The sequence below is a fragment of the Micromonospora sp. NPDC004704 genome (assembly GCF_053601675.1).
Genome location: NZ_JBSGCD010000013.1, coordinates 161,225 through 187,126 on the forward strand (window position 1 = coordinate 161,225; position 25,902 = coordinate 187,126).

General features: G+C 70.9%; 21 protein-coding genes and 2 tRNA genes. 15 read left to right on the forward strand and 8 right to left on the reverse strand.

The window, feature by feature from the left end; translation table 11 throughout:
• Positions 1-315: 315 nt before the first annotated feature.
• The 6 genes from gyrB to ACWEFB_RS20005 all read left to right on the forward strand — a co-directional run bounded on the left by gyrB (position 316) and on the right by ACWEFB_RS20005 (position 6,501).
• Positions 316-2,259, forward strand: a complete 1,944-nt coding sequence (gene gyrB / locus ACWEFB_RS19980) for a DNA topoisomerase (ATP-hydrolyzing) subunit B (protein ID WP_452287349.1) — start codon at positions 316-318, stop codon at positions 2,257-2,259.
• Positions 2,260-2,441: 182 nt separating this feature from the next.
• The gene (gene gyrA / locus ACWEFB_RS19985) at positions 2,442-4,964 is read left to right on the forward strand and encodes a DNA gyrase subunit A (RefSeq protein WP_452287351.1); all 2,523 of its coding nucleotides are present in this window, start codon (positions 2,442-2,444) and stop codon (positions 4,962-4,964) included.
• A gap of 3 nt (positions 4,965-4,967) precedes the next feature.
• Entirely contained in the window at positions 4,968-5,963 is a 996-nt protein-coding gene (locus tag ACWEFB_RS19990) for a DUF3566 domain-containing protein (protein ID WP_452287353.1), read from the forward strand.
• 175 nt (positions 5,964-6,138) lie between these two features.
• Positions 6,139-6,212: transfer RNA gene (locus ACWEFB_RS19995), tRNA-Ile, on the forward strand.
• Between the two features lie 41 nt (positions 6,213-6,253).
• Positions 6,254-6,382: a DLW-39 family protein gene (locus ACWEFB_RS20000; protein ID WP_211349269.1), complete on the forward strand. Its 129-nt coding sequence runs from the start codon at positions 6,254-6,256 to the stop codon at positions 6,380-6,382.
• A gap of 46 nt (positions 6,383-6,428) precedes the next feature.
• Positions 6,429-6,501, forward strand: a tRNA-Ala gene (locus ACWEFB_RS20005).
• Between the two features lie 40 nt (positions 6,502-6,541).
• Here ACWEFB_RS20005 and ACWEFB_RS20010 read toward each other — a convergent pair.
• Complete coding sequence (locus ACWEFB_RS20010) at positions 6,542-7,324, reverse strand: ATP-grasp domain-containing protein (protein WP_452287356.1); 783 nt, start codon at positions 7,322-7,324, stop codon at positions 6,542-6,544.
• 110 nt (positions 7,325-7,434) lie between these two features.
• On the opposite strand from ACWEFB_RS20010, the gene ACWEFB_RS20015 reads away from it, so the two are divergent.
• Positions 7,435-8,040, forward strand: a complete 606-nt coding sequence (locus tag ACWEFB_RS20015; RefSeq protein ID WP_452287358.1) for a cadmium resistance transporter — start codon at positions 7,435-7,437, stop codon at positions 8,038-8,040.
• 79 nt (positions 8,041-8,119) lie between these two features.
• Here the strand turns inward: ACWEFB_RS20015 and ACWEFB_RS20020 are convergent, their stop codons facing one another.
• The 4 genes from ACWEFB_RS20020 to ACWEFB_RS20035 all read right to left on the reverse strand — a co-directional run bounded on the left by ACWEFB_RS20020 (position 8,120) and on the right by ACWEFB_RS20035 (position 11,118).
• The gene (locus ACWEFB_RS20020) at positions 8,120-8,443 is read right to left on the reverse strand and encodes a transcriptional regulator (protein ID WP_452287360.1); all 324 of its coding nucleotides are present in this window, start codon (positions 8,441-8,443) and stop codon (positions 8,120-8,122) included.
• A complete protein-coding gene (locus tag ACWEFB_RS20025) occupies positions 8,440-8,898 on the reverse strand; it encodes a hypothetical protein (RefSeq protein ID WP_452287362.1) in 459 nt (152 codons plus the stop codon). The genes ACWEFB_RS20020 and ACWEFB_RS20025 overlap by 4 nt, the downstream gene beginning before the upstream one ends.
• A gap of 82 nt (positions 8,899-8,980) precedes the next feature.
• Positions 8,981-10,408 carry an MFS transporter gene (locus ACWEFB_RS20030; RefSeq protein WP_452287364.1) on the reverse strand — a complete coding sequence of 476 codons (1,428 nt, stop codon included), beginning with the start codon at positions 10,406-10,408 and terminating at the stop codon, positions 8,981-8,983.
• 128 nt (positions 10,409-10,536) lie between these two features.
• Positions 10,537-11,118, reverse strand: coding sequence for a peroxiredoxin-like family protein (locus tag ACWEFB_RS20035; RefSeq protein WP_452287366.1), 582 nt, complete (start codon positions 11,116-11,118; stop codon positions 10,537-10,539).
• 70 nt (positions 11,119-11,188) lie between these two features.
• Between ACWEFB_RS20035 and ACWEFB_RS20040 the strand changes: the two genes are divergently transcribed.
• The 7 genes from ACWEFB_RS20040 (at position 11,189) to ACWEFB_RS20070 (ending at position 17,438) form a co-directional block, all read left to right on the forward strand.
• On the forward strand, positions 11,189-11,809 hold the full coding sequence (locus ACWEFB_RS20040; RefSeq protein WP_452287368.1) for a TetR/AcrR family transcriptional regulator: 621 nt from the start codon (positions 11,189-11,191) through the stop codon (positions 11,807-11,809).
• Positions 11,810-11,916: 107 nt separating this feature from the next.
• On the forward strand, positions 11,917-12,903 hold the full coding sequence (locus tag ACWEFB_RS20045; protein ID WP_452287370.1) for an ABC transporter ATP-binding protein: 987 nt from the start codon (positions 11,917-11,919) through the stop codon (positions 12,901-12,903).
• Positions 12,900-13,691: an ABC transporter permease gene (locus tag ACWEFB_RS20050; RefSeq protein ID WP_452287372.1), complete on the forward strand. Its 792-nt coding sequence runs from the start codon at positions 12,900-12,902 to the stop codon at positions 13,689-13,691. Before ACWEFB_RS20045 ends, ACWEFB_RS20050 begins: the two co-directional genes overlap by 4 nt.
• 34 nt (positions 13,692-13,725) lie before the next feature.
• Complete coding sequence (locus ACWEFB_RS20055) at positions 13,726-14,922, forward strand: sensor histidine kinase (protein WP_452287374.1); 1,197 nt, start codon at positions 13,726-13,728, stop codon at positions 14,920-14,922.
• Positions 14,912-15,538: a response regulator transcription factor gene (locus ACWEFB_RS20060; RefSeq protein ID WP_326561883.1), complete on the forward strand. Its 627-nt coding sequence runs from the start codon at positions 14,912-14,914 to the stop codon at positions 15,536-15,538. The genes ACWEFB_RS20055 and ACWEFB_RS20060 overlap by 11 nt, the downstream gene beginning before the upstream one ends.
• 182 nt (positions 15,539-15,720) lie before the next feature.
• Positions 15,721-16,809 carry an S-(hydroxymethyl)mycothiol dehydrogenase gene (locus ACWEFB_RS20065; protein WP_452287376.1) on the forward strand — a complete coding sequence of 363 codons (1,089 nt, stop codon included), beginning with the start codon at positions 15,721-15,723 and terminating at the stop codon, positions 16,807-16,809.
• The gene (locus tag ACWEFB_RS20070) at positions 16,809-17,438 is read left to right on the forward strand and encodes an MBL fold metallo-hydrolase (RefSeq protein WP_452287378.1); all 630 of its coding nucleotides are present in this window, start codon (positions 16,809-16,811) and stop codon (positions 17,436-17,438) included. Before ACWEFB_RS20065 ends, ACWEFB_RS20070 begins: the two co-directional genes overlap by 1 nt.
• A 37-nt stretch (positions 17,439-17,475) precedes the next feature.
• On the opposite strand, the gene ACWEFB_RS20075 is transcribed toward ACWEFB_RS20070, so the two are convergent.
• Both ACWEFB_RS20075 and ACWEFB_RS20080 read right to left on the reverse strand, forming a co-directional pair.
• Positions 17,476-18,120, reverse strand: coding sequence for a response regulator transcription factor (locus tag ACWEFB_RS20075; protein ID WP_452287380.1), 645 nt, complete (start codon positions 18,118-18,120; stop codon positions 17,476-17,478).
• Positions 18,072-19,388: a sensor histidine kinase gene (locus ACWEFB_RS20080; protein ID WP_452287382.1), complete on the reverse strand. Its 1,317-nt coding sequence runs from the start codon at positions 19,386-19,388 to the stop codon at positions 18,072-18,074. Before ACWEFB_RS20080 ends, ACWEFB_RS20075 begins: the two co-directional genes overlap by 49 nt.
• A gap of 108 nt (positions 19,389-19,496) precedes the next feature.
• On the opposite strand from ACWEFB_RS20080, the gene ACWEFB_RS20085 reads away from it, so the two are divergent.
• Positions 19,497-21,137, forward strand: coding sequence for a carboxylesterase/lipase family protein (locus ACWEFB_RS20085; protein WP_452287384.1), 1,641 nt, complete (start codon positions 19,497-19,499; stop codon positions 21,135-21,137).
• 9 nt (positions 21,138-21,146) lie between these two features.
• Here the strand turns inward: ACWEFB_RS20085 and ACWEFB_RS20090 are convergent, their stop codons facing one another.
• Positions 21,147-25,694, reverse strand: a complete 4,548-nt coding sequence (locus ACWEFB_RS20090; protein WP_452287386.1) for an HAD-IC family P-type ATPase — start codon at positions 25,692-25,694, stop codon at positions 21,147-21,149.
• Positions 25,695-25,902: the final 208 nt, after the last annotated feature.

Genomic DNA, 25,902 nt, shown 5'->3' on the forward strand with positions numbered 1-25,902 from the left:
GGCGGGGTGCGGCCGGCTACGGGGCCCTCAGGTGGGTCCGCAGGGGTGCCGCGTACTGGTTCTGTCGTCTCGGCACAGTAGGATTGACATCGAGACGAGGACACGGTGTGGAGCGACGACGCGGGCCAGGTTGGCCTGGGCCACCAGTCCGCACCGGGTCCGAGCCGATCGCGAACCGCGGGCATCCGCGGCGACCGGCGCTTTCGGCCGTATCCGCAGATCAATCGTGGTGCCGGCCTGTGCGCTGAGTCGCGTGCCCGCCAAACCCGCGCCCGCCGCGCCCTGGTGCCCGGATGGTGCGAGAAAGTGGCCAAGGTGGCAACGCAGGACAAGCAGGAATACGGTGCCGGGTCGATCCAGGTGCTCGAGGGCCTGGAGGCGGTTCGCAAGCGGCCCGGTATGTACATCGGATCAACCGGCGAGCGCGGTCTGCACCACCTGGTCTGGGAGGTCGTCGACAACGCGGTCGACGAGGCCCTCGCCGGATACTGCGACACCATCGAGGTGACGCTGCTCGCCGACGGCGGCGTGCGGGTGGTCGACAACGGCCGTGGTTTCCCGGTAGACCTCCACCCCACGCTGAAGAAGCCGGGCGTCGAGGTGGCGCTGACCATCCTGCACGCGGGCGGCAAGTTCGACGGCAAGGCGTACGCGGTCTCCGGCGGCCTGCACGGCGTGGGTGTCTCGGTGGTCAACGCGCTCTCCGTCCGGATGGCGCTGGAGATCCACAAGGACGGCTTCGTCTGGCGGCAGCAGTACCACAACTCCAAGCCGACGCCGCTGGAGAAGGGCGAGAGCACCAACCTCACCGGCTCCTCGGTGGCGTTCTGGCCGGACCCGACGATCTTCGAGACGATCGAGTTCACCTTCGAGACCATCTACCGCCGGCTGCAGGAGATGGCGTTCCTCAACCGGGGACTGACCATCCAGCTCCGCGACGAGCGGGTCCAGGAGGACGACGGCAAGCCGCGCGAGGTCACCTTCTGCTACAAGGGCGGCATCTCCGACTTCGTCCGGCACCTGAACGCCTCGAAGAGCCCGATCCACAAGACGGTGGTCGAGTTCGGGGCCGAGGAAGAGGGCATGTCGGTCGAGATCGCCATGCAGTGGAACGAGTCGTACGGCGAGTCGGTCTACACCTTCGCCAACACGATCAACACCCACGAGGGCGGTACCCACGAGGAGGGCTTCCGGGCCGCGTTGACCGGTGTGGTCAACAAGTACGGCACGGAGAAGAAGTTTCTCAAGGGCGACGAGAAGCTCTCCGGCGAGGACGTACGGGAGGGGCTGGCCGCGATCATCTCGGTCAAGCTGTCCAACCCGCAGTTCGAGGGGCAGACCAAGACCAAGCTGGGCAACACCCCGGTGAAGAGCTTCGTGCTCCGGGTCTGCAACGAGTGGCTGGTGGACTGGTTCGAGCGGAACCCGGCCGAGGCCAAGCTGATCATCACCAAGGCGACCCAGGCCTCCCGGGCCCGGATCGCGGCGCAGCAGGCGCGCAAGCTGGCCCGCCGCAAGTCGCTGCTGGAGTCCGGTTCGATGCCGGGCAAGCTGGCCGACTGCCAGTCGACCGACCCGCGCGAGTCCGAGGTGTTCATCGTCGAGGGTGACTCCGCCGGTGGCTCGGCGAAGCAGGGGCGTGATCCGCGTACCCAGGCGATCCTGCCGATCCGCGGCAAGATCCTCAACGTGGAGAAGGCCCGGATCGACCGGGTGCTGAAGAACAACGAGGTCCAGGCGCTGATCACCGCGCTGGGCACCGGCATCCACGACGACTTCGACATGGAGAAGCTGCGGTACCACAAGGTCGTGCTGATGGCCGACGCGGACGTGGACGGCCAGCACATCCAGACCCTGCTGCTGACGCTGCTGTTCCGCTTCATGCGCCCGCTGGTCGAGATGGGTCACGTCTACCTGGCCGCTCCGCCGCTCTACAAGATCAAGTGGAACAAGAAGGGCGACGACGCCCAGTACGCGTACTCCGACCGGGAACGGGACGGGCTGATCGCGCTGCGGCAGCAGAAGAAGCCCAACGCCAGGCCGGACGACATCCAGCGGTTCAAGGGTCTGGGCGAGATGAACTACCCGGAGCTTTGGGAGACCACGATGAACCCGGCAACGCGTACGCTGCGTCAGGTCACGCTCGACGACGCTGCAACCGCTGATGAGCTATTCAGCGTCCTGATGGGTGAGGACGTGGAGGCACGACGGTCGTTCATCCAGCGAAACGCGAAGGATGTCCGGTTCCTCGACATTTAAGGCTGTTCCCGTACGTCGGGATCTTCCTGATTGTGTCCTGGTTTCCGGGTGACCGACGGTGGACATCAGGATGACCAGTGGGTGCACGGAGACTTGCATCCACATGGTTATCCACAGTTTCGACGGTTTCCACAGCCGTTATCCACAGGTAAAGCGGCTAATTAGTCTGATAAGGGTTGACAGTGACGGATACTCCCGAGTCCTTCGATAGCGAGCCGGTCGATCCGGCCGCCGCCAGCGCGGCGGTGGTCCAGCACGACCGCATCGAGCCGGTGGGGCTCGAGGTGGAGATGCAGCGGTCCTACCTCGACTACGCGATGAGCGTGATCGTGGGCCGTGCCCTGCCGGACGTACGGGACGGACTCAAGCCCGTACACCGCAAGATCCTCTACGCCATGTTCGACTCCGGCTACCGTCCGGACCGCGGGTACGTGAAGTGCTCCCGGGTGGTCGGCGACGTGATGGGTCAGTTCCACCCGCACGGTGACTCGTCCATCTACGACGCGCTGGTCCGGATGGCCCAGCCCTGGTCGCTGCGCTACCCGCTGGTCGACGGCAACGGCAACTTCGGTTCGCCCGGCAACGACCCCGCCGCCGCCATGCGGTACACCGAGTGCAAGCTCGACCCGCTGGCGATGGAGATGCTCCGGGACATCGACGAGGACACCGTCGACCTCCAGGACAACTACGACGGCCGGGCCAAGGAACCGACGATCCTGCCGTCCCGGATCCCGAACCTGTTGCTCAACGGCTCCGAGGGCATCGCGGTCGGCATGGCCACCAAGATCCCGCCGCACAACCTGCGGGAGATCGGCGCGGCGGTGCAGTGGTGCCTGGAGAACCCGGACGCCGACGAGGCCACCACGCTCGACGCGCTGATCGAGATCGTCAAGGGTCCGGACTTCCCCACCTACGGGCTGATCGTCGGACACCAGCCGATCCAGGACGCGTACCGGACCGGCCGCGGCTCGATCCGGATGCGCGCCGTGGTCGACGTGGAGGAGGACAAGAAGGGGCGGGCCTGTCTGGTCGTCACCGAGCTGCCCTACCAGGTCAACCCGGACAACCTGGCCGAGCGGATCGCGGAACTGGTCAAGGAGGGCAAGCTCGCCGGGATCGCGGACATCCGGGACGAGTCCTCCGGGCGTACCGGTATGCGGATCGTCCTGGTGCTCAAGCGCGACGCGGTCGCCAAGGTGGTGCTGAACAACCTCTACAAGCACACCCAGCTCCAGGAGACCTTCGGCGCCAACATGCTGGCGCTGGTCGACGGGGTGCCGCGCACGCTCAACCTGGCCCAGTTCATCCGGTACTACGTCGAGCACCAGATCGAGGTGATCCGGAGGCGGACCGCGTACCGGCTGCGCAAGGCCGAGGAGCGGGCGCACATCCTGCGCAGTCTGGTCAAGGCACTGGACGCGCTCGACGACGTGATCGCCCTGATCCGGCGCTCGCCCACGGTCGAGGAGGCCCGGCAGGGGCTGGTCCAGCTCCTGACGATCGACGAGATCCAGGCGACCGCGATCCTCGACATGCAGCTCCGGCGGCTCGCCGCACTGGAGCGCCAGAAGATCATCGACGAGTTGGCGAAGATCGAGCTTGAGATCGCCGACTACAAGGACATCCTGGCCAAGCCGGAGCGGCAGCGGAAGATCGTTTCCGAGGAGCTCGGCGAGATCGTGGCGAAGTGGGGCGACGAGCGGCGTACCAAGATCCTGCCGTTCGACGGCGAGGTCTCCATGGAGGACCTGATCGCCCGCGAGGACGTCGTGGTCACCATCACCCGCACCGGTTACGCCAAGCGCACCAAGGTCGACCTGTACCGGTCGCAGCGGCGCGGTGGCAAGGGTGTCAGCGGCGCGACCCTGCGCCAGGACGACATCGTCAGCCACTTCTTCGTCTGCTCCACGCACAACTGGATGCTCTTCTTCACCAACAAGGGCCGGGTCTACCGGGCCAAGGCGTACGAGCTGCCGGAGGCGAGCCGTACGGCGAAGGGCCAGCACGTGGCCAACCTGCTCGCCTTCCAGCCGGACGAGCAGATCGCCCAGGTCATCCAGATCCCGGACTACCAGGTCGCGCCGTACCTGGTGCTGGCGACGCAGAAGGGCCTGGTCAAGAAGACCAAGCTGGAGGAGTTCGACTCCAACCGCTCCGGCGGCATCATCGCGATCAACCTGCGCGATGAGGACGAGCTGGTCGGCGCGGCACTTGCCGGACCCGAGGACGATCTCCTGCTGGTGTCCAAAAAGGCACAGGCGATCCGGTTCAACGCCACCGACGAGGCACTGCGGCCGATGGGTCGCGCCACCTCGGGCGTGATCGGGATGCGCTTCACCGACGACGACGTCCTGTTGGCCATGGAAGTGGTCACCGACGGGATGGATGTCCTGGTGGCAACGAACGGCGGGTACGCAAAACGTACGCCGATCGAGGAATATCCGGTGCAGGGCCGGGGAGGAAAGGGTGTGCTGACCGCGAAGATCACCGAGCGACGTGGTGGACTGGTCGGCGCAGTGGTGATCAGCCCGGACGACGAGTTGTTCGCGATCACCAGTAACGGCGGCGTCATCCGGACTCCGGTGAAGCCTGTACGCCGTACACGCGATCGGAACACAATGGGGGTCAAGCTCATGGACCTCCCGGATGGTGTGACGATCGTGGCCATTGCTCGCAATGCCGACGAGCCTGACGAACAGGACTAGTTGATGACGGAGACACAGGCGAAGTCGGGGAGCGCGGGGACCTCGGCCAACCCGGTCGATGAGGAGGCCGCCGCGGGCGGCGCACCAGCGACCGGCCGCGCGGCCGTCGGCCGGGCGGTAGTCCCCGCCGACGCACCGTCGCCGAAGTTCACCCGGGCCCCCGGCATGCCACCCCCGCCGGACCAGCCCGGCGGGGAGGCGGGCAGCCGCCCGACCGAGGCATCCGGCACCGAAGGCGGGTCGCCCTCGACACCGTCCTCCGGAGCGGCGGCCAGCGCTGCCGCGTCGGCCGGTGGCCCGTCCGCCGACCGACCGGGCGGCCAGAACCGGCCGGGCGCGCAGAGCAGACCGTCGATGCCGGGCAGCTCCGGCCCGCCGGCATCCGGGCAGTCCGCTCCGGGGCAGACCATGCCGGGCATGTCCGTGCTGGGTCAGCCGGCCCAGGGGGCGCCCACGGGTGGACCGGGTGGTTCGGGTGGCTCGGACGAGGGGCGGGCGACAGGATCGGCCCGGCCCAACCCGACCGGTGGCCCGGCCCGTACGTTCGGCGGCGCCGCCGCGGTCGGTGCGGCCCGGGTCAGCGAGGCCGTACGTTCGGCCCGCAGCGCGGTCGGTTCCGCCGCTTCGCGGGGGCCGCGACGGGCCCGGCTGAACCTCAAGCGCATCGACCCCTGGTCGGTGATGAAATTCTCGTTCGCGGTGTCGCTGGTGCTCTTCGTCGTCGTGATCGTGGCGACCTCGGTGCTCTACCTCGCGTTGGACGCGATGGGCGTGTTCGAGAGCGTCAACAGCAGCCTGACCGACCTGATCAACGCCGGTGGTGGGCAGAGTGACAACGCCCTGAAGATCACCGCCAAGGGCGTGATCCTCAGCTCGGCGTTGATCGGGCTGGTGAACGTGGTGCTGTTCACCGCGCTCGCCACGCTCGGTGCGTTCGTCTACAACGTCTGCGCCGACCTGGTCGGTGGGATCGAGTTGACCCTCGCCGAGCGCGACTGACAACGTGCCGACGCCGGGGCGCCGCAGATATTGCGGTGCCCCGGCGTTTCGCATTCGGTAGCGTCTGCGACGACCGCAGGGTTACCGGCGCACGATTCGTTGTCGCAGGTCAGCCTGGGGGTCAGCCCCCGAGTTGGGACCTGGCCCGTAGGTACGGTAACCTTGCTCGTCGCACGGGGCTATAGCTCAGTCGGTTAGAGCGCAGAGCTGATAACTCTGAGGTCGCTGGTTCGATTCCAGCTAGCCCCACTTTCAGATCGTCCGACAGCAGTCGAGCGTGAGGGACTGTCATGTTCAAGAAGCTTCTGATCCTCGCCAGCGTTGTCGGCGTGGCGGCCCTGATCGCCAAGAAGGTCAAGGAATCCAACGACGAGCGGGCGCTGTGGCACGAGGCCACCACCGCACCGGACCTCCGGTAATTCGCTCGACCTGGATCGCCCGACCCGGCGGCGTCAGCCGCCTTCCGGGGCCATAGCTCAACTGGCAGAGCACTGCCTTTGCAAGGCAGGGGTTAGGGGTTCGAGTCCCCTTGGCTCCACCGATCACCACTCTGACCAGGGCTTTAGTCGGCCCCGAAGTCATCCGGCAACGCTCAGTCCCGATCCTGCTGCTGCTGGGGGTGCGCGGATGAACCGCCGGTCATGGCTGCTGACTTCGGCGATGGGGCCGGCGGCGCGTAGGACGACGTCCAGCACGAGGTCGGGATCTGCCAGGTAGGCCCCGCTGGCCCATGCCGCATTCGGCTCGATCACCGCCCAGCGACCGTCGACGACTCCCACATCCACCACGATGGCGGTGGGCAGGGTATGGCCGAACCCGGCCAGCAGGTCGGCACCGAAGGCGAGCGTATCGGCGGACGGAGGTCCGAGGCGGAGCCTGCCCTGCTCGGCGTACTGACTGGCGGTGTGGACCGCGCCGTCGAGCAGGTGTAGCCGGTACTCGGCGGTGAAGTCGACGATGTCGCTGACGAGTACGGGGGTCTGCCGGTCGATCGCGTCGGGGCCGGGCAGACGGGAGCCATCCGTATAGATCATCGCCCGGATGCTCTTGTCGTTCGGCGACTTGATGAACGCCGGTCGGCGCAGTTCGTAGGCTTCGCCGGCCGTGACCAGGGTGATCTCCCGGTGGGTGAGTTCCCTGGGTAGTCCGGTCAGCCAGTCCGGCGGCGCTTCCAGGGGAGCGATACCGAGGATCGGTGCGACGGCGTCGGCGAATGTCGGCCCCGCGTGGAGGTGGTCGGCTCGCATGCCGCCCGGTACCTCGAAGGTCGGCAGTTGGACGGTGTGAATCCCTCGTCCATGGGCCGCGTCCCGCAGGTTCTGGGCGGATGCGGTCAGTCGCGGTGGCAGGACGAGCGTCACGGACGAGGATCCTGCCGCATCGGCCGGGATGGCACCGCCCCCCGCTGGCTCAATCGGCCAGACGACTACGGCTTCTCGCTGTCGCCCGGCGGACTCGTACGCTGTCGGCCGTGGGAGATCTCGCGAGCACCTTACTGACGGCGGTCGGTGTGTTCGCGGGTACGAACGTCGACGACATCATCGTGCTCACGGTGCTGTTTCTTTCCGCGCGGGCCAGCGGGCTGCCGAGGGTGTGGCAGGTCTGGGCAGGCCAGTACGCCGGGATCGGCGTACTGGTGGCGGTGTCGGCGGTCGCGGCCCTGGGGTTGACGATCGTGCCGGACGAGTGGGTGGGCCTGCTCGGGCTGCTGCCCTTCGCGTTGGGCGTACGCGGCCTGATCGTCGCGATCCGGGCCCGTGGGCAGGACGAGGCGCCGGGAGCGGCGGTCGCGACCGGACTGGTCTCGGTGGCCGGGGTGACGATCGCCAACGGTGCCGACAACATCTCCGTCTACACCCCGCTGTTCCGTACCGTCGGGTTGACCGACAGCCTGGTCTCCGTGGCGGTGTTTGCCGCACTGACCGCGGTGTGGTGCCTGGTCGGCTCCTGGCTCGGCTCGCACCGGCAGGTCATCGCGATCGTCCGGCGGTACGGGCACTGGATCGTTCCGGGGGTCTTCATGCTCATCGGCGCGGTCATCGTCATCGAGTCCGGGGTGATCGGCCACCTGCGGTGATCTGGCCGGCGGCAGCCGGGTCCCCGCCCCGCCCAGGGGCACGCTCGCCGGCCAGTGCCGGTGTCCGGCGAGCCTGCCGTCAGGCCCCGGCCGGGCCGGAGTGCGTGCCGACGATCGCCTGTAGGGCGGCGACGTGGGCCCGGTACGCGGCCCGCCCCTCCGGGGTGAACTGGAGCCAGACCCTGGGTCGGGTCTCCCGGACCGCCTTGCGCTGGGTGACGTAGCCCGCCTCGGTCAGGACCGTCACGTGTTTGCTGAGTACGGAGGCGCTGACCGACAGCCGTTCCTGGACCACGCCGAACTCGATTTCGGCGACGCTGTCGAGCAGCGCGCAGATCAGCAACCGGTTCGGCGCGTGGATGACCAGGTTGAAGCCGCCCGGCTCCGGGGCCAGGGTGGTCATGCCCCGGCCCGCAACTGGCGGCGGTGCCACCAGCCCAAGGCCAGCACCGCCCCGGAGTTGAGGACGGCGGCGACGATCCAGGCCCAGGGGCGGCCGGAGTCGTCCAGCCATGCGGCGGCGAGCGTCACGAGCACCAGCGGCGTCGTGGCGAGGATGATCCATCGAGCGTTGATCTTGCCGACCTGCGGTACGACTCCGGCCCGGTCGAAGAAGACCCGCACCATTGCGCCCATGGCGGCGACCAGCACGAGCGTGACCACGATGGTGGCGGCGGTGGGCAGTAGTTGGCTCAGGGTGGTCCCGCCCAGCATCGCCGCGACGGCTGCGAAATACCAGTTCGGTGCGAGTCTGCGGCCGAGCGAGGACTGGGTGTCCTTCACCTGCTGCAGGGCTGCGGCGGCCTCCGCCGGGGTGGGGCGGTGGGCGGTCGGGTCGAGGGGTGCATCACTTGCCATGACGGAAAGTCTGGCCGAGACTTTCCGTCATGGCAAGTGAAGACTTTCGGTAGCGGAAACTCGGGAAGGTCCCGCGTCGCGGTTATGCGGCGACGGCCGCCTCGGCGACCTGCTCGGCGTCGGGCCGCAACTGCGGGGTGGCGAGCGAGACCACGAGGTTGAGGATGGCGAACGCGGCGGCCACCATCAGTCCACGGTGGAAGCCCTCGACCAGGGCCTGCTGCTGGTCGAGCCCCTGGGCGACCGCGTCGGTGGTGCGGGTGATGGACAGGGTGGTGACAATGGCCAGCCCCAGCGCGCCGCCGACCTGGTAGACGGCGGTCACGACGCCCGAGGCTGCACCCGCCTCGTGGTGTGCCACGTCGGCCACGGCGGCGATCTGGGCCGGTACGCCGACGCCGAGGATGCCCAGTCCGAAAAGGACGAAGCCGGGGAGCAGCTCGGTGGCGTAGCTGCCGGTGGCGCCGGCCTGCGAGAGCAGCAGCAGACCGGCGACGCTGAGCACCGCGCCGGCGAGTTGGAGCGTACGGGTGCCGATCCGGTGCACGAGCTGGGTGGAGAGGGCGGCGCCGACGATCGCGGCGGCACCCATGGGCAGGAAGTGCACGCCTGCGGCCAGGGGCGAGTCGCCGCGTACCTGCTGGAGGTAGATCGCGGTCAGGAAGAACATGGCGAGGAAGCCGGCGCCGTTGAGGGCCAGGGCGGCGCTGGAGACGCTCAGGGCGCGGGAACGGAACAACCGCAGCGGTACGAGTGGCGCGGCGGATCGGGCCTCGACCGCGATGAAGGCGATCAGGAGCGCGATTCCGCCGGTGAGGAAGCCGACGACCTCGAGTGAGCCCCACCCGCTCGCCTCGGCGCGTACGACGCCGAAGACGACGGCGAGCAGGCCGCCGGTGCCGAGGATCGCGCCCGCCACGTCGAAGGTCCGGTTGCCGTGCTCGTTGTGGCGGATGTCCCGGACGAAGGTCGGGATGATCGCGACCAGGGCGATCACGATCGGCACGTTGACGAAGAAGACCCAGCGCCAGCTCAGCGAGTCGACGAGCAGGCCACCGGCGACGACGCCCAGGGTGCCGCCGAGCCCGGCCAGACCGCCCCAGACGCCCATGGCGATGTTCCGGGCCCGCCCGTGCGCGAAGGTCACGGTGAGGATGGCCAGCGCCGCCGGCGAGAGCAGCGCGCCACCCAGACCCTGGACGGCTCTCGCCCCGATCAGGAGCCCCGGCGAGGTGGCGAACCCGGCCAGCAGGGAGGTCACCCCGAACAGGACGAGTCCGCCGACGAACACCCGGCGAGGTCCGAGCAGGTCGGCGGCGCGACCGCCGAGGAGCAGGAAGCCACCGAAGAGCAGGGTGTACGCGCTGATCACCCATTGCAGGTTGTCGGTGCTGAAGTTCAGGTCGGACTGGATGTCGGGCAGTGCGACGTTCACGATCGTCACGTCGAGCACCACGATGAACTGGGCGAGTGCCAACACCGCGAGGGTGGCCCAGGGACTGCGTCGCATTGCGTACCTCATAGGGGAGCCGGCGGCTGATACGTGTACAACGTAGGTATACGACGTACGCTTACAACGTAGACCTGGTCTACGCCGTACACAGGCCTGAGGCTCGAGCTATGAGCAAGGACACAGGGTCAGCGGCGTACGTCCACGTGGGCGAGGTCGAGCAGTTCGTCCACCGACCACTGGTCGTAGGCGTGGGAACCGTACTTACTGGCGATCAGCCGGCCGTCGGTGTCGATCAGGAAGTCGGCGGGGAGGCCGATCCGGCCGTTGGGCTGGCTGGTCGAGGGCAGGGGTTTGCCGTGCCGGACGACCGCCACCAGGTCGAGCGTGATCGAGCGGAGGATCGGGCCCCAGACTCGCGGGTCGAGGAGGGCTCGGGGTGCCACCTCCACCCCGAACGTGCGGTACCACCGCCGGTCCGGGTCGGCGATCACCCCGAACGGAAGGTCGGCGGTGTGTGCGCGCAGCTCGTCCGCGTCGGAATGGAAGAAGACCACCTCGCGTACGCCGGCCGCCTCGATCTCCGCGTGCCGGCGGACCACGGAACGCAGGTGCAGGTTGCAGACCGGGCAACCGGCGAACCGCCGGAACTGGAGGTGGACCAGTCGATCCGGGTCCGGGACGACCACCGGCTCGCCGTCGACGGTGATCAGTTCCAGGGGTGCGACGAGGTGTCCGGGCGGCAGTCGGTGGGCTCTGTCTCGGGGCATGTCCGTCCTCCTTTTTAGGCGTACGGCGTACTCCTACGAGCGTAGGCGTATGGCGTACGCTGTCAAGGCCATGCCTCGTCCGAAGTCCCTCACCCACGACCGGATCGCCGCCGCCGCGCTCGCCGTGATCGACCGCGCCGGGCTCGACACCCTGTCGATGCGGACGGTGGCGCAGGAACTCGGCATCGGGACCATGTCGCTGTACCGCTACGTGGAGGACCGCGAGCAGCTCGAACAGCTCGTGGTCGACCTGGTCCTGAGCGAGCTGGACCCGAGCGCGCCGGACGGCTTCTGGACCGAACGCGTGACCGTCCTGGCCGAGCGGATCCGGGAAGCGGTCGCCGCCCACCCCGCCGTCGTACCGCTGTTCCTCAGCCACCGGCACCGCAACCCGCATGTGATGGCCTGGGGTGAGGCGGTGCTCGGCATCCTCACCGAGGCCGGGTTCGCCGACCGGCGGCGGGTCATCGCCTTCCGTACGCTGATCAGCTATCTGGTCGGCGCGTTCAGCGCCGAACAGCTCGGCCCGCTCTCCGGGCCGGGCACCGTCGTGCTGGCGGAGCTGCCGCCCACGCCGTTCCCGTTGCTCGCCGAGACCGCCCGGACCGCGCGGGAGATCCCCGCCGCAGAGGAGTTCCGGGGCGGGCTCGCCATCGTGCTCGCCGGACTCGGAGCGACCACCGCACCCTGATCGCCCGAAGCACCAGACGAGGGCGATCGGCAGGGCTGACAAATGTCATGGTCAGGTGGTGACGCGCGGCCGATCGGGACCGGCGCCCGACGGCGCAACCTGGTCCCATGACGAGATCAACGACCGTGGTGCCGGCCGCACCACCGGCGGCCAGCGGTGCGGGGAACCCCGCCGTCGAGCTGACCGGACTGACCAAGACCTTCGGGTCGGTGACCGCCGTCGACGGGCTCAGCCTGCGCATCGAGCCCGGCGAGGTGGTGGCCTTCCTCGGGCCGAACGGCGCTGGCAAGACCACCACGATCGACATGCTGCTCGGCCTGGCCCAGCCGACCTCGGGAACCGTACGGGTCTACGGGCAGGCGCCCGCCGAGGCGATCGGGCAGGGCCGGATCGCCGCCGTCATGCAGACCGGTGGACTGCTCAAGGACCTGACCATGGCGGAGACGGTACGGATGACCGCCACCTTCTTCAGCCACGCCCGTCCGGTGGCCGAGGTGCTCGACCGGGCCGGCATCACCGGGATCGCCGACCGTCGGGTGGGTAAGTGCTCCGGCGGCCAGCAGCAGCGGCTCCGGTTCGCCCTGGCGCTGCTCTCCGACCCGGACCTGATGGTCCTGGACGAGCCGACGACCGGGATGGACGTCGAGGGGCGGCGGGACTTCTGGACCGCGATCCGGCAGGACGCCCGCACCGGCCGCACGGTCCTGTTCGCCACCCACTACCTCGAAGAGGCGGACGCGTACGCCGACCGGATCGTCCTGGTCCGGCAGGGGCGGATCGTCGCCGACGGCACCAGTGCCGAGATCAAGAACCTGGCCGCCGGCCGGCTGGTCCGGGCCACGCTGCCCGGCGCCGACCAGGTACGGCTCGCCGCACTGCCGGGCGTCGACTCGGTCGAGGTACGCGGCGACACCGTACTGCTGCACGCCACCGACTCCGACGCGGTGGCCCGGCACCTGCTCACCACCACCGCCGCGCGGGACCTGGAGATCACCTCGCGCAACCTGGAGGACGCGTTCATCGCCCTCACCGCCGACACGGCGCCGAGCACTGGCGCGGCAGGCACCGCCACCGAAGACCGGAGAAACCGATGACCAGCACCACCTCGCCCGTGCGCGCCGTACCCCGGCAGCGTCCGGCACTGGGCGGCTTCACGCCGACCTTCCTGCTGCTGGAGATCCGCCGGGTGCTGCGCAACCGCCGTACGATGATCTTCATCCTGGTCATGCCGGCGGTCTTCTTCCTCCTGTTCGGCCTGCCGCAGCGCGGCCAGACCCTCGACAACGGATCCCCGGTCACCGGCTACATCATGATCAGCCTGGCGGTGTACGGCGCGATGGTCGCGACCACCAGCGGCGGCGGCATGGTCGCGGTCGAACGCGCCCTGGGCTGGAGTCGGCAACTCCGGCTCACCCCGCTGCGCCCGGCCGCGTACGTGACCACCAAGGTGCTGACCGCGATGGCGCTCGGCCTGGTCGCCGTCGTGGTCGAGTTCGTCGTCGGTGCGGTTTCCGGCGTACGGATGCCGCTGCACGTCTGGGTGCTCGCCGGGTTGGCCGCCTGGATCGGCTCGCTGGTCTTCGCCGCGTTCGGACTCTTCGTCGGCTACCTCGCCCCGGCCGAGAACGTGATGCAGTTCCTCGGCCCGATCCTCGCCATCCTGGCCATGTTCGGCGGCCTCTTCGTGCCGCTCGAAGTGCTGCCGCAGGCCATGCAGGACATCGCCAGGTTCACCCCGGTGTACGGCGTCGGCGAGATCGCCCGCAGCCCGCTGACCGGATCGGGGTTCACCCTGGGCGCGGTGGTGAACGTACTGGCCTGGACCGTCGCGTTCGGCTTCGGCGCCGCCCGCCTGTTCCGGCGCGACACCCAGCGGGTATGACCGGGGACACCACCGGGCTGGTTAGGGTGGGCCGGTGACCTCCCCGCCCCGTTCGGCCCGGTGGTGGCCCGGCCGACCCGGCCGGCGGGACCTCGGCTGGGTGGTCGGCGCGATCTGGCTGGTCTACCTGAGCCAACCGATCAGTTCCGCCTGGAACCACCCGCCCGGATTCGCCCGGGACCTGGCCGTCGGCGCGCTGGCCGCCTTCGGCCTCGCCTACGTGCTCATCTTCGTGCTGGTGGTCCGGGCCCGGCTCCGGCGGGCGGGCACCGGTACGCCGACCACCTGGGGCATGCTCGACAACCGGCTGAACTGGGTACTGCTCGCCCTGCTGCTCTGCCTCGGCCTGCTCGCCATCCCCGGCGCCGGTGCGGACTGGCTGGTCACGATCGTCTACCTCGCCACCGCGGCGGTGCTGCTGCTGCCGCGGCGTACCGCCCTGCTGGTGGTCGCCGTGCTGGCGGTGGTCGCGGCCGTCGCGCCGCTGGCCGTACCGGCCTGGCGCAGCCAGTCCCACCTGGTCTTCTCCGTCCTGCTTGCCGCGTTCGCCACCTTCGGGGTGACCCGGCTGGCCGAACGCAACGCCGACCTGCTCAGCGCGCAACGGGAGATCCACCGGCTGGCGGTCGCCGGGGAACGGGCCCGTGCCGCCCGCGACCTGCACGACATCCTCGGGCACTCGCTGACCGTGGTGGCGGTCAAGGCCGAACTCGCCGGCCGGCTGCTGGAGGTCGACCCGTCCCGGGCCGCCGTCGAGATCGCCGACGTGGAGCGACTGGCCCGCGAGGCGCTGGCCGACGTACGGGGCACCGTCGGGGCGTACCGTGAGGTCACCCTGGCCGGCGAACTGGCCGGCGCCCGCTCGGCGCTGGACGCCGCGGGCATCCGGGCCGACCTGCCGGACTCCGTTCCGGAACTGCCGGCGGGCCGGGCCGAGTTGTTCGGCTGGGCGGTCCGGGAAGGGGTGACCAACGTGGTACGACACAGCGGCGCCCGGTGCTGCACCGTCCGGCTCGGCCCCGATCACGTCGAGGTGCTCGACGACGGCCGGGGCCCGGTCGGCGACCCTGACCGGTCGACCACCGGACCCGATCCCGCGTACGCCGGTCACGGGCTGGTCGGGCTGCGCGAACGGGCCGACCAGGCCGGCGGGCGGGTGAGGCTGGGCCGGGGTCCGGGCGGTCGGGGCTTCCGGCTCCGGGTCGAAATGGACCGGGCAGATGACCGCTGAGTCCATCCGGTTGCTGCTCGCCGACGACCAGGCGCTCGTCCGGGGTGCCCTGGCCGCACTGCTCTCCCTCGAACCGGACCTGACCGTGGTCGCCGAGGTCGGACGCGGCGACGAGGTGCTCGACGCGGCCCGGCGTACTGCACCCGACGTCGCCCTGCTCGACGTGGAGATGCCCGGACTGGACGGGATCGCGGCCACCGCCGCCCTGCGTGCCGGCGTACCCGGCTGCCGGGTGCTGGTGGTCACCACCTTCGGCCGTCCCGGTTACCTGCGCCGGGCGATGGAGGCGGGTGCGGACGGGTTCGTGGTCAAGGACACCCCGGCCCGGCAGCTCGCCGACGCCGTCCGGCGGGTGCACTCCGGGCTGCGCGTGGTCGACCCGACCCTGGCGGCGGAGACCCTGGCCAGCGGCGTCAGCCCGCTCACCGAGCGGGAGACCGAGGTGCTGCGGGCGGCCAGGGGCGGCGGTACGGTGGCCTCCCTCGCGGCGACCCTGCACCTGTCCGAGGGGACCGTACGCAACCACCTCTCCGCCGCGATCGGCAAGACCGGGGCGCACAACCGGACCGAGGCGGTACGGATCGCCGAGCAGAACGGCTGGCTCCTCGGCGACTGATCCCGGCTCCTCGGCGGCTGAGCCTCGCGGCTCGGCGGCTACGGATCCGGCTCGGCGGCTACGGATTCGGCTGCCGGCCCGGCCCGGTGCCGGTCGTAGCGCTGGCCCTCGATTCATGCGCATGGTGTGATACGTCGGGATCATGACCAGGGATCGATCGCGGCGGAAGTGAGGGCGGACCAGTGGGCCAGGAAGTACGCGGGGTCATCTCGAGGGCCAAGGGCGCACCGGTGGAGGTGGCCACGATCGTGGTGCCGGACCCCGGACCGGGCGAGGCCGTGGTGCGGGTGCAGAGCTGCGGGGTCTGCCACACCGATCTGCACTACCGCGAGGGCGGGATCAACGACGACTACCCGTTCCTGCTCGGCCACGAGGCGGCCGGGATCGTGGAACAGGTCGGCGAGGGTGTCACCGACGTGGCGCCGGGCGACTTCGTCGTACTGAACTGGCGGGCGGTCTGCGGCGACTGCCGGGCCTGCAACAAGGGCAAGCCCTGGTACTGCTTCAACACCCACAACGCCAAGCAGAGGATGACCCTCACCGACGGCACCGAGCTGTCGCCGGCCCTGGGCATCGGCGCGTTCGTGGAGAAGACCCTGGTACACGCCGGACAGTGCACAAAGGTCAACCCGGCGGCCCGACCGGCGGCCGTGGGTCTGCTCGGGTGCGGGGTGATGGCCGGCCTCGGCGCGGCGATGAACACCGGCGGGGTGACCCGGGGCGACTCCGTCGCGGTGATCGGCTGCGGTGGGGTCGGTGACGGTGCGGTGGCCGGTGCGGTGCTGGCCGGCGCGACCACGATCATCGCGGTCGACACCGACCCCCGGAAGCTGGAGTGGGCCAGGGGGTTCGGCGCCACCCACACCGTCAACGCCCGCGAAACCGACCCGGTCGAGGCGATCAAGGCCCTGACCGGCGGGTTCGGGGCGGACGTGGTGGTCGACGCGGTCGGCCGCCCGGAAACCTGGCAGCAGGCGTTCTACGCCCGTGACCTGGCCGGCACGGTGGTCCTGGTCGGGGTGCCGACACCGGAGATGAAGGTCCCCGAGTTGCCGCTGCTGGACGTCTTCGGGCGCGGTGGGGCGCTCAAGTCGAGCTGGTACGGCGACTGCCTGCCCAGCCGCGACTTCCCCCTGCTCACCGAGCTGTACCTGCAGGGCCGGCTGGACCTGGACAGCTTCGTCACCGAGGAGATCGCCCTGGAGCAGGTGGAGGAGTCCTTCGCCCGGATGCACCGGGGCGACGTACTCCGCTCTGTGGTGATCTTCTGATGGCGACCCGGATCGATCACGCGGTCACCTCGGGCACCTTCTCTCTCGACGGTCAGACCTTCGACGTGGACAACAACGTCTGGGTGATCGGGGACGACCACGAGTGCGTGGTGGTCGACGCCCCGCACGACGTGGAGACGATTCTGCGTACGGTCGGCGACCGGCGGGTACGGGCGATCCTGGCCACCCACGCCCACGACGACCACGTACGCGTCGCGCCGGAACTGGCCGAGGCGACCGGTGCACCGGTGCTGCTGCACCCGGACGACCGGGTCCTCTGGGACCAGGTGCACCCGGATGTCGTGCCCGATGGTGAGCTGTCCGACGGGCAGACGCTCGAGGTGGCAGGGGTGGTGCTCACCGTCCTGCACACGCCGGGGCACAGTCCGGGGACGTGCAGCTTCCACGTACCCCGGCTCGGTGCGGTGTTCACCGGGGACACCCTCTTCGCCGGTGGCCCGGGGGCGACCGGGCGGTCGTTCAGCGACTTCGGCACCATCGTCGCCTCGATCCGGGACCGGCTGCTGGGACTGCCACCGGAGACCGTGGTGCACACCGGCCACGGCGACCGTACGACGATCGGCGACGAGGCGCCGCACCTGGAGGAGTGGCTGGCCCGAGGCCACTGAGGCGGGGCGTACCGCTCAGGTTTTGAGGGGGCGCTGCTCAGGCGTTGAGGTAGGTGAGCACGGCCAGGACCCGCCGGTTGTTGTCGTCCGAGGGTGGCAGACCGAGTTTGCCGAAGATGCTGTTGATGTGTTTGCTGACGGCCTTCTCGGTGACGAAGAGCCGTCCGGCGACCGCCGCGTTCGAGAGTCCCTCGGCCATCAGGCCGAGGACCTCGCGCTCGCGCGCGGTCAACCCGGCGAGCGGTTCGTCGCGGGTACGCCGGGCCAGCAATTGGGCCACCACCTCGGGGTCCATCACCGTGCCGCCGGAGGCGACCTGGCGTACCGCGTCGACGAACTGCCCCACATTGGACACCCGGTCCTTGAGCAGGTAACCCACTCCACCGCTGCGGTCGGAGAGCAGTTCGCGGGCGTAGAGCTGCTCGACGTGCTGGGAGAGCACCAGTACGGGAAGGCCGGGGACCTGCGCGCGGGCTCCGATCGCGGCCTGCAACCCCTCGTCGGTGAACGTCGGCGGCAGCCGTACGTCGACCACGGCCACGTCGGGCCGGTGGGTGGTCAGCGCCGGGAGCAGGGCGGGACCGTTGTCGACCGCCGCGACGACCTCGAAGCCGAAGGCGGTGAGCAGCCGGGTCAGGCCGTCCCGGAGGAGGGCCAGGTCTTCCGCGATGACAACTCGCACGAGAGCTCCATGGTGACGACGGTCGGTCCACCGGGCGGGCTGGTGACGGTCATCATGCCATCGAACGCGGCCAGGCGACGCCCGATGCCGCGCAGGCCGGTGCCCCGGTCGGGGTCGGCGCCACCGTCCCCGTCGTCGCCCACCACGACCACGAGCCGGCCGTCGATGTGGGTCACCTCGATCCACGCCGTCCCGGCGCGGCTGTGCTTGGTCACGTTGGCCAGCGCCTCGGCGACGGCGAAGTACGCGGCCGACTCGACCGGCGCCGCTGGCCGTCCGGACAGGTCCACCCGGACCCGTACCGGCAACGGCACCGCCAGGGCCAGGGCCTGTACGGCACCGCTCAGCCCGCGCTCGGCGAGCACCGGTGGGTGGATTCCGCGTACCAGGTCGCGCAGTTCCACCAGGGCCCGGCCGCTGGCCTCCCGTGCCTCGCCCAGCAGCAGTCGGGCGGCCTGCGGGTCCCGGCCGACGAGTTCCTCGGCCAGCCCGATCGTCATGCCGACCGCCACGATCCGGGCCTGTGCGCCGTCGTGCAGGTCCCGTTCGATCCGGCGCAGCTCGGCGGCCTGCGCGTCGACCGTCTCGGCCCGGCTCTCGGTCAGGTCCCGTACCCGTCGGGTCAACGCGGCCGATCGGGTCGGTGCCAGCAGCCAGCGGGCGAAGAGTGCGTGTACGCGCAGCGCCAGGGGTGCCGCCGCCAGCCCGGTGACCAGGATGAGCACCCCCTGGGGGAAGACGAGGAGCCTGGTGGCCAGGTCGTCGACGGGCCAGGTGGCGGCGTACCCGAACGGGCCCAGCACCACCCCGAGCAGGACCGGTTCGAGTACGACGCCGAGCAGGCCGTACAGGATGAGCAGGGTGGGTACGAGCCCGAGGACCAGGCCCACCGGGATTCCGAGCAGCAGCCAGAGCAGGTCGCGCCAGGTCGCCGGATCGGTGACCGTGTGCCGGTAACGCTGCCACGGGTTCTGCCGCCCGGCCGGCTCCGGCCGGTAGGGGACCGGGATCGGGACCTGCGCCCACGTACCGGCGGACCGCCGCCGGAGGTTGGCGACCCGGCGTACGGCCGCCGTGACCACCGGTACGGCGAACAGGCCGACTCCCACCACCGTGGTCAGGAACGACAGCACCGACAGCACGAACAGGGCGATGTTCGCGGTGACGGCCAGGACGGCGTCGGGTAGCCCGCGCAGGGCGCAGAGCAGTCCGTGACGTCCCCACGGTCGCAGGGACCGGATCCAAGGGTGCAGAGTTCGGCTGGCCATGCGCCCAGTGTGGACGGTGTCGGCCGGGAGATCAGGGGTGTTAACACCACCGGGGTTCGGGACGTGCCACCCCTGTGCCCGCCGGCCGGATCGGATTGGCTCGAAGCCATGAACAGAACGAGCGCTTTCTTCCGGGCCGTACTCGGCCTGGCCGTCATCTCCACCGTCCTCACCGGGACCGGCACCGCCTCGGCGGGACCGCCGGACGCCGGGCGGGACCCGGCTGTGGTCCGTACCGACAGCGGTCCGGTGCGGGGTGTGGTCGCCGACGACCACCGGTCGTTCCTCGGCATCCCGTACGCGGCGCCACCAACCGGCGAGCTGCGCTGGAAGTCGCCGCGTCCACCGGCGAACTGGACCGGCGTACGCGACGCGTTGGTGGCCGGTGCCGCCTGCGCCCAACCCGCCGGGATCCCGATGGGGCGCCCGAGCACCGCCGAGGACTGCCTCTTCGTCAACGTGACCACACCGGACCGGACCACCGGCAGGCGGCTGCCGGTGATGGTCTGGCTGCACGGCGGCAGCCTGAAGTACGGTGCCGGCGACATCTACGGCGCCCGGTCCCTGGCCGTACGGGGCGATGTGGTCGTCGTGTCGGTCAACTACCGGCTCGGCATGCTCGGCTTCCTGGCCCATCCGGCACTCGAAGCCGGCGCCTCCGCCTCCGGCAACTTCGGCATCGAGGACCAGCAGGCGGCCCTGCGTTGGGTACGCCGCAACGCGACCGCCTTCGGGGGCGACCCGGGCAACGTCACGCTGTTCGGCGAGTCGGCCGGCAGCTTCAGCACCTGCGCCCACCTGGCCGCACCGGCCTCGGCGGGCCTCTTCCACCGGGCGATCATGCAGAGCGGTCCCTGCACCGCCGGCTGGTCGCCGTCCACGCCGTCCTCGTTACGGCCACGCGAGATGGCCAGGAGCGAAGGGCTCTCGGTGGCGCGGGACCTGGGGTGCGCCGATCCGGCCACCGCCGCGTCCTGCCTGCGTCGTACGGACGTGGCCGAGTTGCTGGACAAGAGTGACCCGATCGAGTTTGGTCCGGTGCTCGGTGGTCCGGTCCTGCCCGTCGACACGGCCCGTGCCCTGGCCGCCGGCCACTTCAACCGGGTGCCGGTGATCCACGGCGGCAACCGTGACGAGGAACGGCTGCGGGTGTGGGGGATGGAGGTACGCGGCGACAACTGCGGACCCGGGGTGCCGTCCTTGCCCGGTCGGCCCAACGAGTGCCCGCTCACGGCGGACCAGTACCGCGACGAGTTGGACGAGCTGTTCGGTGCCGACGCGGCGAAGGTGCACCGGCGCTACCCGAGCGAGGCGTACGAGTCGCCGAGTGTGGCGCTCGGTGCCGTACTGACCGACTCGATCTGGTCCAGGCCGATCCTCGACACGGTGAGGACCCTGGCCCGGCACACCCCCACGTACGCCTACGAGTTCGCCGACGACCGGGCCCCGTTCTTCGTCGGCGCGCAGGAGCCCGGCTTTCCGCTGGGGGCGTTCCACACCTCGGAACTGCCGTACCTGTTCGGCGTCGACTACGCGGCACCGCTCACCGACGCCCAGGCCCGGTTGGCGGAGCAGATGATCGGCTACTGGACGCGCTTCGCGCACACCGGGAACCCGAACGGCGGGGGTGCGCCGTACTGGTCCGAGTTCTCCGGGGAGCGGGTGCAGTCCCTGGCGCCCGGAGCCGTGGGGCCCGTCGACTTCGGTCGGGCGCACCGGTACGACTTCTGGCGGTCCCTCGACAACTGAACGCCCGGTCTACGTCCCCCGGTGGCTGCCACCGGGGGACGTACCGCCGTCCGGCGAGCCGTGGTCGTCGGGTGAGCCGTGGTCGTCGGGTGAGCCGTGGTCGTCGGGTGAGCCGTGGTCGTCGGCCGATTCGTGGTCGTCGTCCGGGCGGACGAAGAACCGGGTGAGGGTGCTGCTGGCGAAGGTGGCGCCGAGGGCGCTGCCTGCGGCGATGCCCCAGCCGAGCGGGCCGAGCGGGGTGCAGCCGAAGAACTGGCTCACCCCAGGGGTCTGGATCACCCCGGCCAGGACCGCCAACGAGCCCGCGGTCGAGACGAGTACGGCAGGGCTGGCCCCGCCGTCCACGACGGTCTGGCCGAGTTGGGTGCCGACCAGCGAGGCGAGCGCGATGGTCCCGGCGCGGCGCTGCCGTCCGGTGTACCGGGCCAGGGTCCAGCCGGCGGTGGCGCCGAGGGTGGTGGTCGCGGCCCGGGAGGCGATCTCCCGGTTCAGGCTGCCGCCGAGCGAGCTGTCCGGTCCTTCGAGCAGCAGGCCGTCGGTGGCGTCCGGGTTGGGTGCCCGGATCGCGATCGCCATCGCGGGGGCCAGGTCGGTGAGCAGGTTGACCAGCAGGAGCTGTCGACCGTTGAGGGCGGATCGGCCGGTGGTGGCGGCGGTCAGCACGCTGAACGCGATCTCGCCGAGGTTGCCGCCGACCAGGATGCTCAGCGCGTGGCGTACCGAGGACCACATGGCCCGGCCCTCGACCAGGGTGGCAATGATCGTTTCGAGTCGGTCGTCGGTGACCACCAGGTCGGCGGCGGCGCGGGCGGCGGGGGTGCCGCGTTGACCGAGCGCGATGCCGACGTCGGCGAGCCGGATCGCGGGGGCGTCGTTGGCCCCGTCACCGGTCATCGCGACCACCCGCCCGGCCTGTTGCAGGGCCTGGATGATCCGTACCTTGTGGGCCGGGGTGCACCGGGCGACCACGTCCGTACGGGCCAGTCGCTCGGCGAGCGCCGCGTCGTCGAGCCGGTCGAGTTCGGTGCCGGTGGCGACCCGCTGCTCGGTGTCGTCGGTGCTGATGATCGAGGCGATCGCGGCGGCGGTGCCCGGATGGTCGCCCGTGATCATGATGGTGTGCACACCGGCCTGCCGGATCCGGGCGACCGCGGGTGCCGCGCTGGCCCGTACGCCGTCGGCCAGGGTCAGACAGCCGACGAAGGTCAGGTCGGTGACGTCCGCGTCGGTGACCGAGTCGTGATCGAGCACCCGCTCGGCGACCGCCAACACCCGCTGTCCGGCTCCCGCGTGCCGGCCCATCATCTCCTGGAGCGCCTCCCGGCCGGCGTCGTCCAACGCCTCGTCGCCGTTGCGGGTCCGCTTCCGTCCGCACCGGGGCAGGATCGTCTCCGGTGCCCCCTTCACGCTGAGCAGGTACGTCTGGTGCCGGTTGCCGACCGTGGCGTGGTAACCCCGGGACGGCTCGAACGGCAGCGCGGCGGCGTACCGCCAGCTACGGCAGCCGGTGGTCGGCTGGACCTCGGCGGTCTGCGCCCCGACCAGCACCGCCCGGTCGGTCTGCCCGCTGAGCTGCTCCGGCTGGTCCGCCTCCGGGGTGGCACGCAGGGCGGCGGCGAGGACGTGGCGCAGCGTACGGTCGAGCGCGTCGACCTCGGCGTACCGCTCGCTGTCGGCGACCCCGGCGAGCCGCAGGTGACCCTCGGTCAGTGTTCCGGTCTTGTCGAAGCAGAGCACGTCGACCCGGCCGAGGGCCTCGATCGTGCGTGGGTTGCGGACCAGTGCCCCATGGTCGGCCAGTCGCCGGGCGGCGGCCAGTTGGGCCGCGCTGACCAGGAACGGCAGCCCCTCCGGCACCGACGCCACGGCGAGGTTCGCGGCGGTCGCGGCCGTTTCGGCCAGCGGTACGCCCCGGAACAGTCCCGCCCCGGCGACCGCCATCGCGGCACCGGCGGCGACCGGGATGGTGGCCTTGGTCAGCTTGGTCAGCCGGGCCTCGACACCGCTGCCCGGCGGCGCCTGGCGGGCCAGCGCCATCCCCCGCCCCACCTCGGTGTCGGACCCGGTCGCGACCACCACCGCGACGCCCCGGCCAGCGGCGACGGTGGTTCCCTCGTAGAGCATCGAGTGCCGGTCGGCGACCGCCGCGGCGACCACCGACCGGGTGTCCTTCGTGACCGGCAGCGACTCGCCGGTCAGCGACGACTCGTCCGCCTCCAGCCCGGAGGCCTCCAGCACCCGGCAGTCGGCCGGGATGGCGTCGCCGGGTCCGACCAGGACGATGTCGCCGGTGACCAGGTCGTTCGCGGCGACCACCCGTTCCGCGCCGTCGCGCCGGACCCGGGCGGTGACCGCCGAACGGGACAGCAGCTCGGACAGCGACTTCTCCGTGTTGATCTGATGGATGGCGCCGACCAGTGCGGAGAGCCCGACCACGCCGCCGACCAGTGCGGCGTCCACCACCGAGCCGACCGCCGCGGAGAGGCCGGCCCCGGCGACCAGCACCGGGGTGAGCGGGTTGGCGAGTTCGTCGACGAAGGCCCGGCCGAGACTCATGCCCTGGTGGTCGTCCGCGCCGGTGTCGCGCCCGCGCCGTTGCGCCTCCTGCGAGCTCAGCCCGTCCGTGCCGGTGTCCAGGCGGGCGAGCACGGTCGGCACCGGCATCAGGTGCCACGGTGTGGCGACCCCGGTCGGTCGCGCGGTGCCGTGCGTGGGCAGCCGTTTGGCCCGCCAGATGCCGTTCGCCAGGGCCATCGCGCCGGCCAGGTTGACGCTGTTCATCGTCCGGCGGGGCAGCAGGTTCACCGGGGAGGTGAAGGCGGTCAGTGCGCCCAGGCTGGTGCCGGCCGCGGCCAGGGCGATGTTCTGCCGGGTCAGCATCTTGGCCACGCCGACCGCCTCGACGATGAACGCGGGCACCTCCAGGTCCGCGCCGACCAGCAGGTGCGCGCCCCACGGCGGGGATCCCGCCGGGTGCCAGATGCCCAGTCCGCAGTCGGCCGCACCGAGTGCCCGCCGGTCGCCGGAGACGAGCATGACCATCGCCCCTTCGGCCTGCAACGACCGGATCGACGCGGTCAGGTCGGCGCCGCCGGGCACCACGGCGTCGGCGAAGTCGTACCGGTCCGCGTCGGCGCTCGCCACGACCAGCCGTACGCCGACCCGGCGGGTCGCCGACGGCAGGGCGTCGACGCCGGGTGCCGGCTCCGGTTCGTACTTGACCGCCGCCGCGAGTTCACCGCCGTGGGCCAGCCCGAGCACGGTGCCACCGGAGTCGAACAGCCGGCTCGCCTCGGGGTGGTCGTTCGGCGCGGCCAGGCCGAGTTCGGCGAAGGGGCCGAGCCGCCAACCGTCCGCCTGGCGCAGCTCGTCCGGGGCGGTCGGGTCGAACAGGGCGAACGCCTGGGCGGCGACCTCCTCCGGGTCGCCGGCCAGCGGCACCAGGTCGGTCAGGGTGCCCCGGTTGGAGTGCAGCACCGACTCGTCCAGCACCAGGGTGTCGACCCGGTCGAGTTCGCGCAGCACCGAACGGTCCATGGCGATCACGCCTCGGGCGGCGAGCGCCCGGCCGAGCTGGGCGGCGTAGCTCTCGCGGCCGTCGAACGGTGCGTTGGACAGGCCGGACATGGCCAGCGCGGCAGCCCGCTTGGGGCCGGCGAACGGCAGGGCGGTCGCCCCGGCCAGGACACCGGCGGTCAGCATCCGGGCGACGTACCGCTCCAGTGGGCCGTCCGGTTTGGGGCGGGGCCGTCCGTCGAGCAGGGGGCCGGCCGAGGCCAGTTCGGGCGTACCGGCGAGCCGGGGTTCGGCCTCCTGCCAGGCGGTGAGCTGGGCCCGAGCCTCCTGCCACTGCAACACCCGCTGCGCGCCGTCGAGCAGGATGCCCGCCCACCCGCCGGTCAGGCCGAGCGCCAGCGCCTCGGCCAGCGGCAGGAACGAGTCCGCCCGGTGGTCGCCGCGCAGGCTCTGCCCGACCAGCGCGTGCAGCTTCGGGTGCATGTCGATCGCCTTGAGCAGCCCGGCGAACTCGCCCGGCAGCGGGGTGAAGGGCAGGATCCGGGTGGCCACGGTCAGCCCCAGGCCGAAGGCGTCGGCGGCCAGGGTGGAGACGGCGCGCCGGGTCCGTGGGCCTTCCTCCGGCGGGTGCGGTTGCCGGTCGTCGGGATGGTGCTCGCAGTCATCGGTTCGTTCGGTCGCGACGATCGCCGCGATCAGGTCCCGCAACCGGGGTGCGGGGTCGTCGACCGCCACGACCACCCGACCGGTGGGTGCGTTGACCCGGGCCCAGCGCACTCCGGGGATCCGTTCGAGCGCTTCCTCCACCCGGTGGGCGAGCCGTTCGCTGCCGGGTTGGGCGACACCGCGTACCTCGATGTGGTGGCGGCCGGGTCGGGACCGTACCCCGCGTTGGGTGAGTCCGGCGGCGCGCGCACCCTGCCCGGCCAGGGCTCCCGCCCGGTTGGCCAGCTCCTGGGCACCTCGGGAGACACCGCTGAGCAGGTTCGAGACGGTTGGCGTCGGCAGGGCTCCGGTGAGGTTCAGTCCGAACGGCGTCATCGAGCCGCGCGGATGACGGCTTCGTGCCGCTGCGACTGCTGTCGACTCCTGATGCTCGTGTACGCCATATCGCCCCCCGGATCCACGGTCGGCCCTGGCTTCCCAGGTGTGGGTACGTTATGCGTGCCAAGGTGGCGAAGTTTCCTGGTTTTCGCCCCGCCCCGGCGCATGGACGCGGTCGACGGTGGAATGCCAACCGGCACACGTC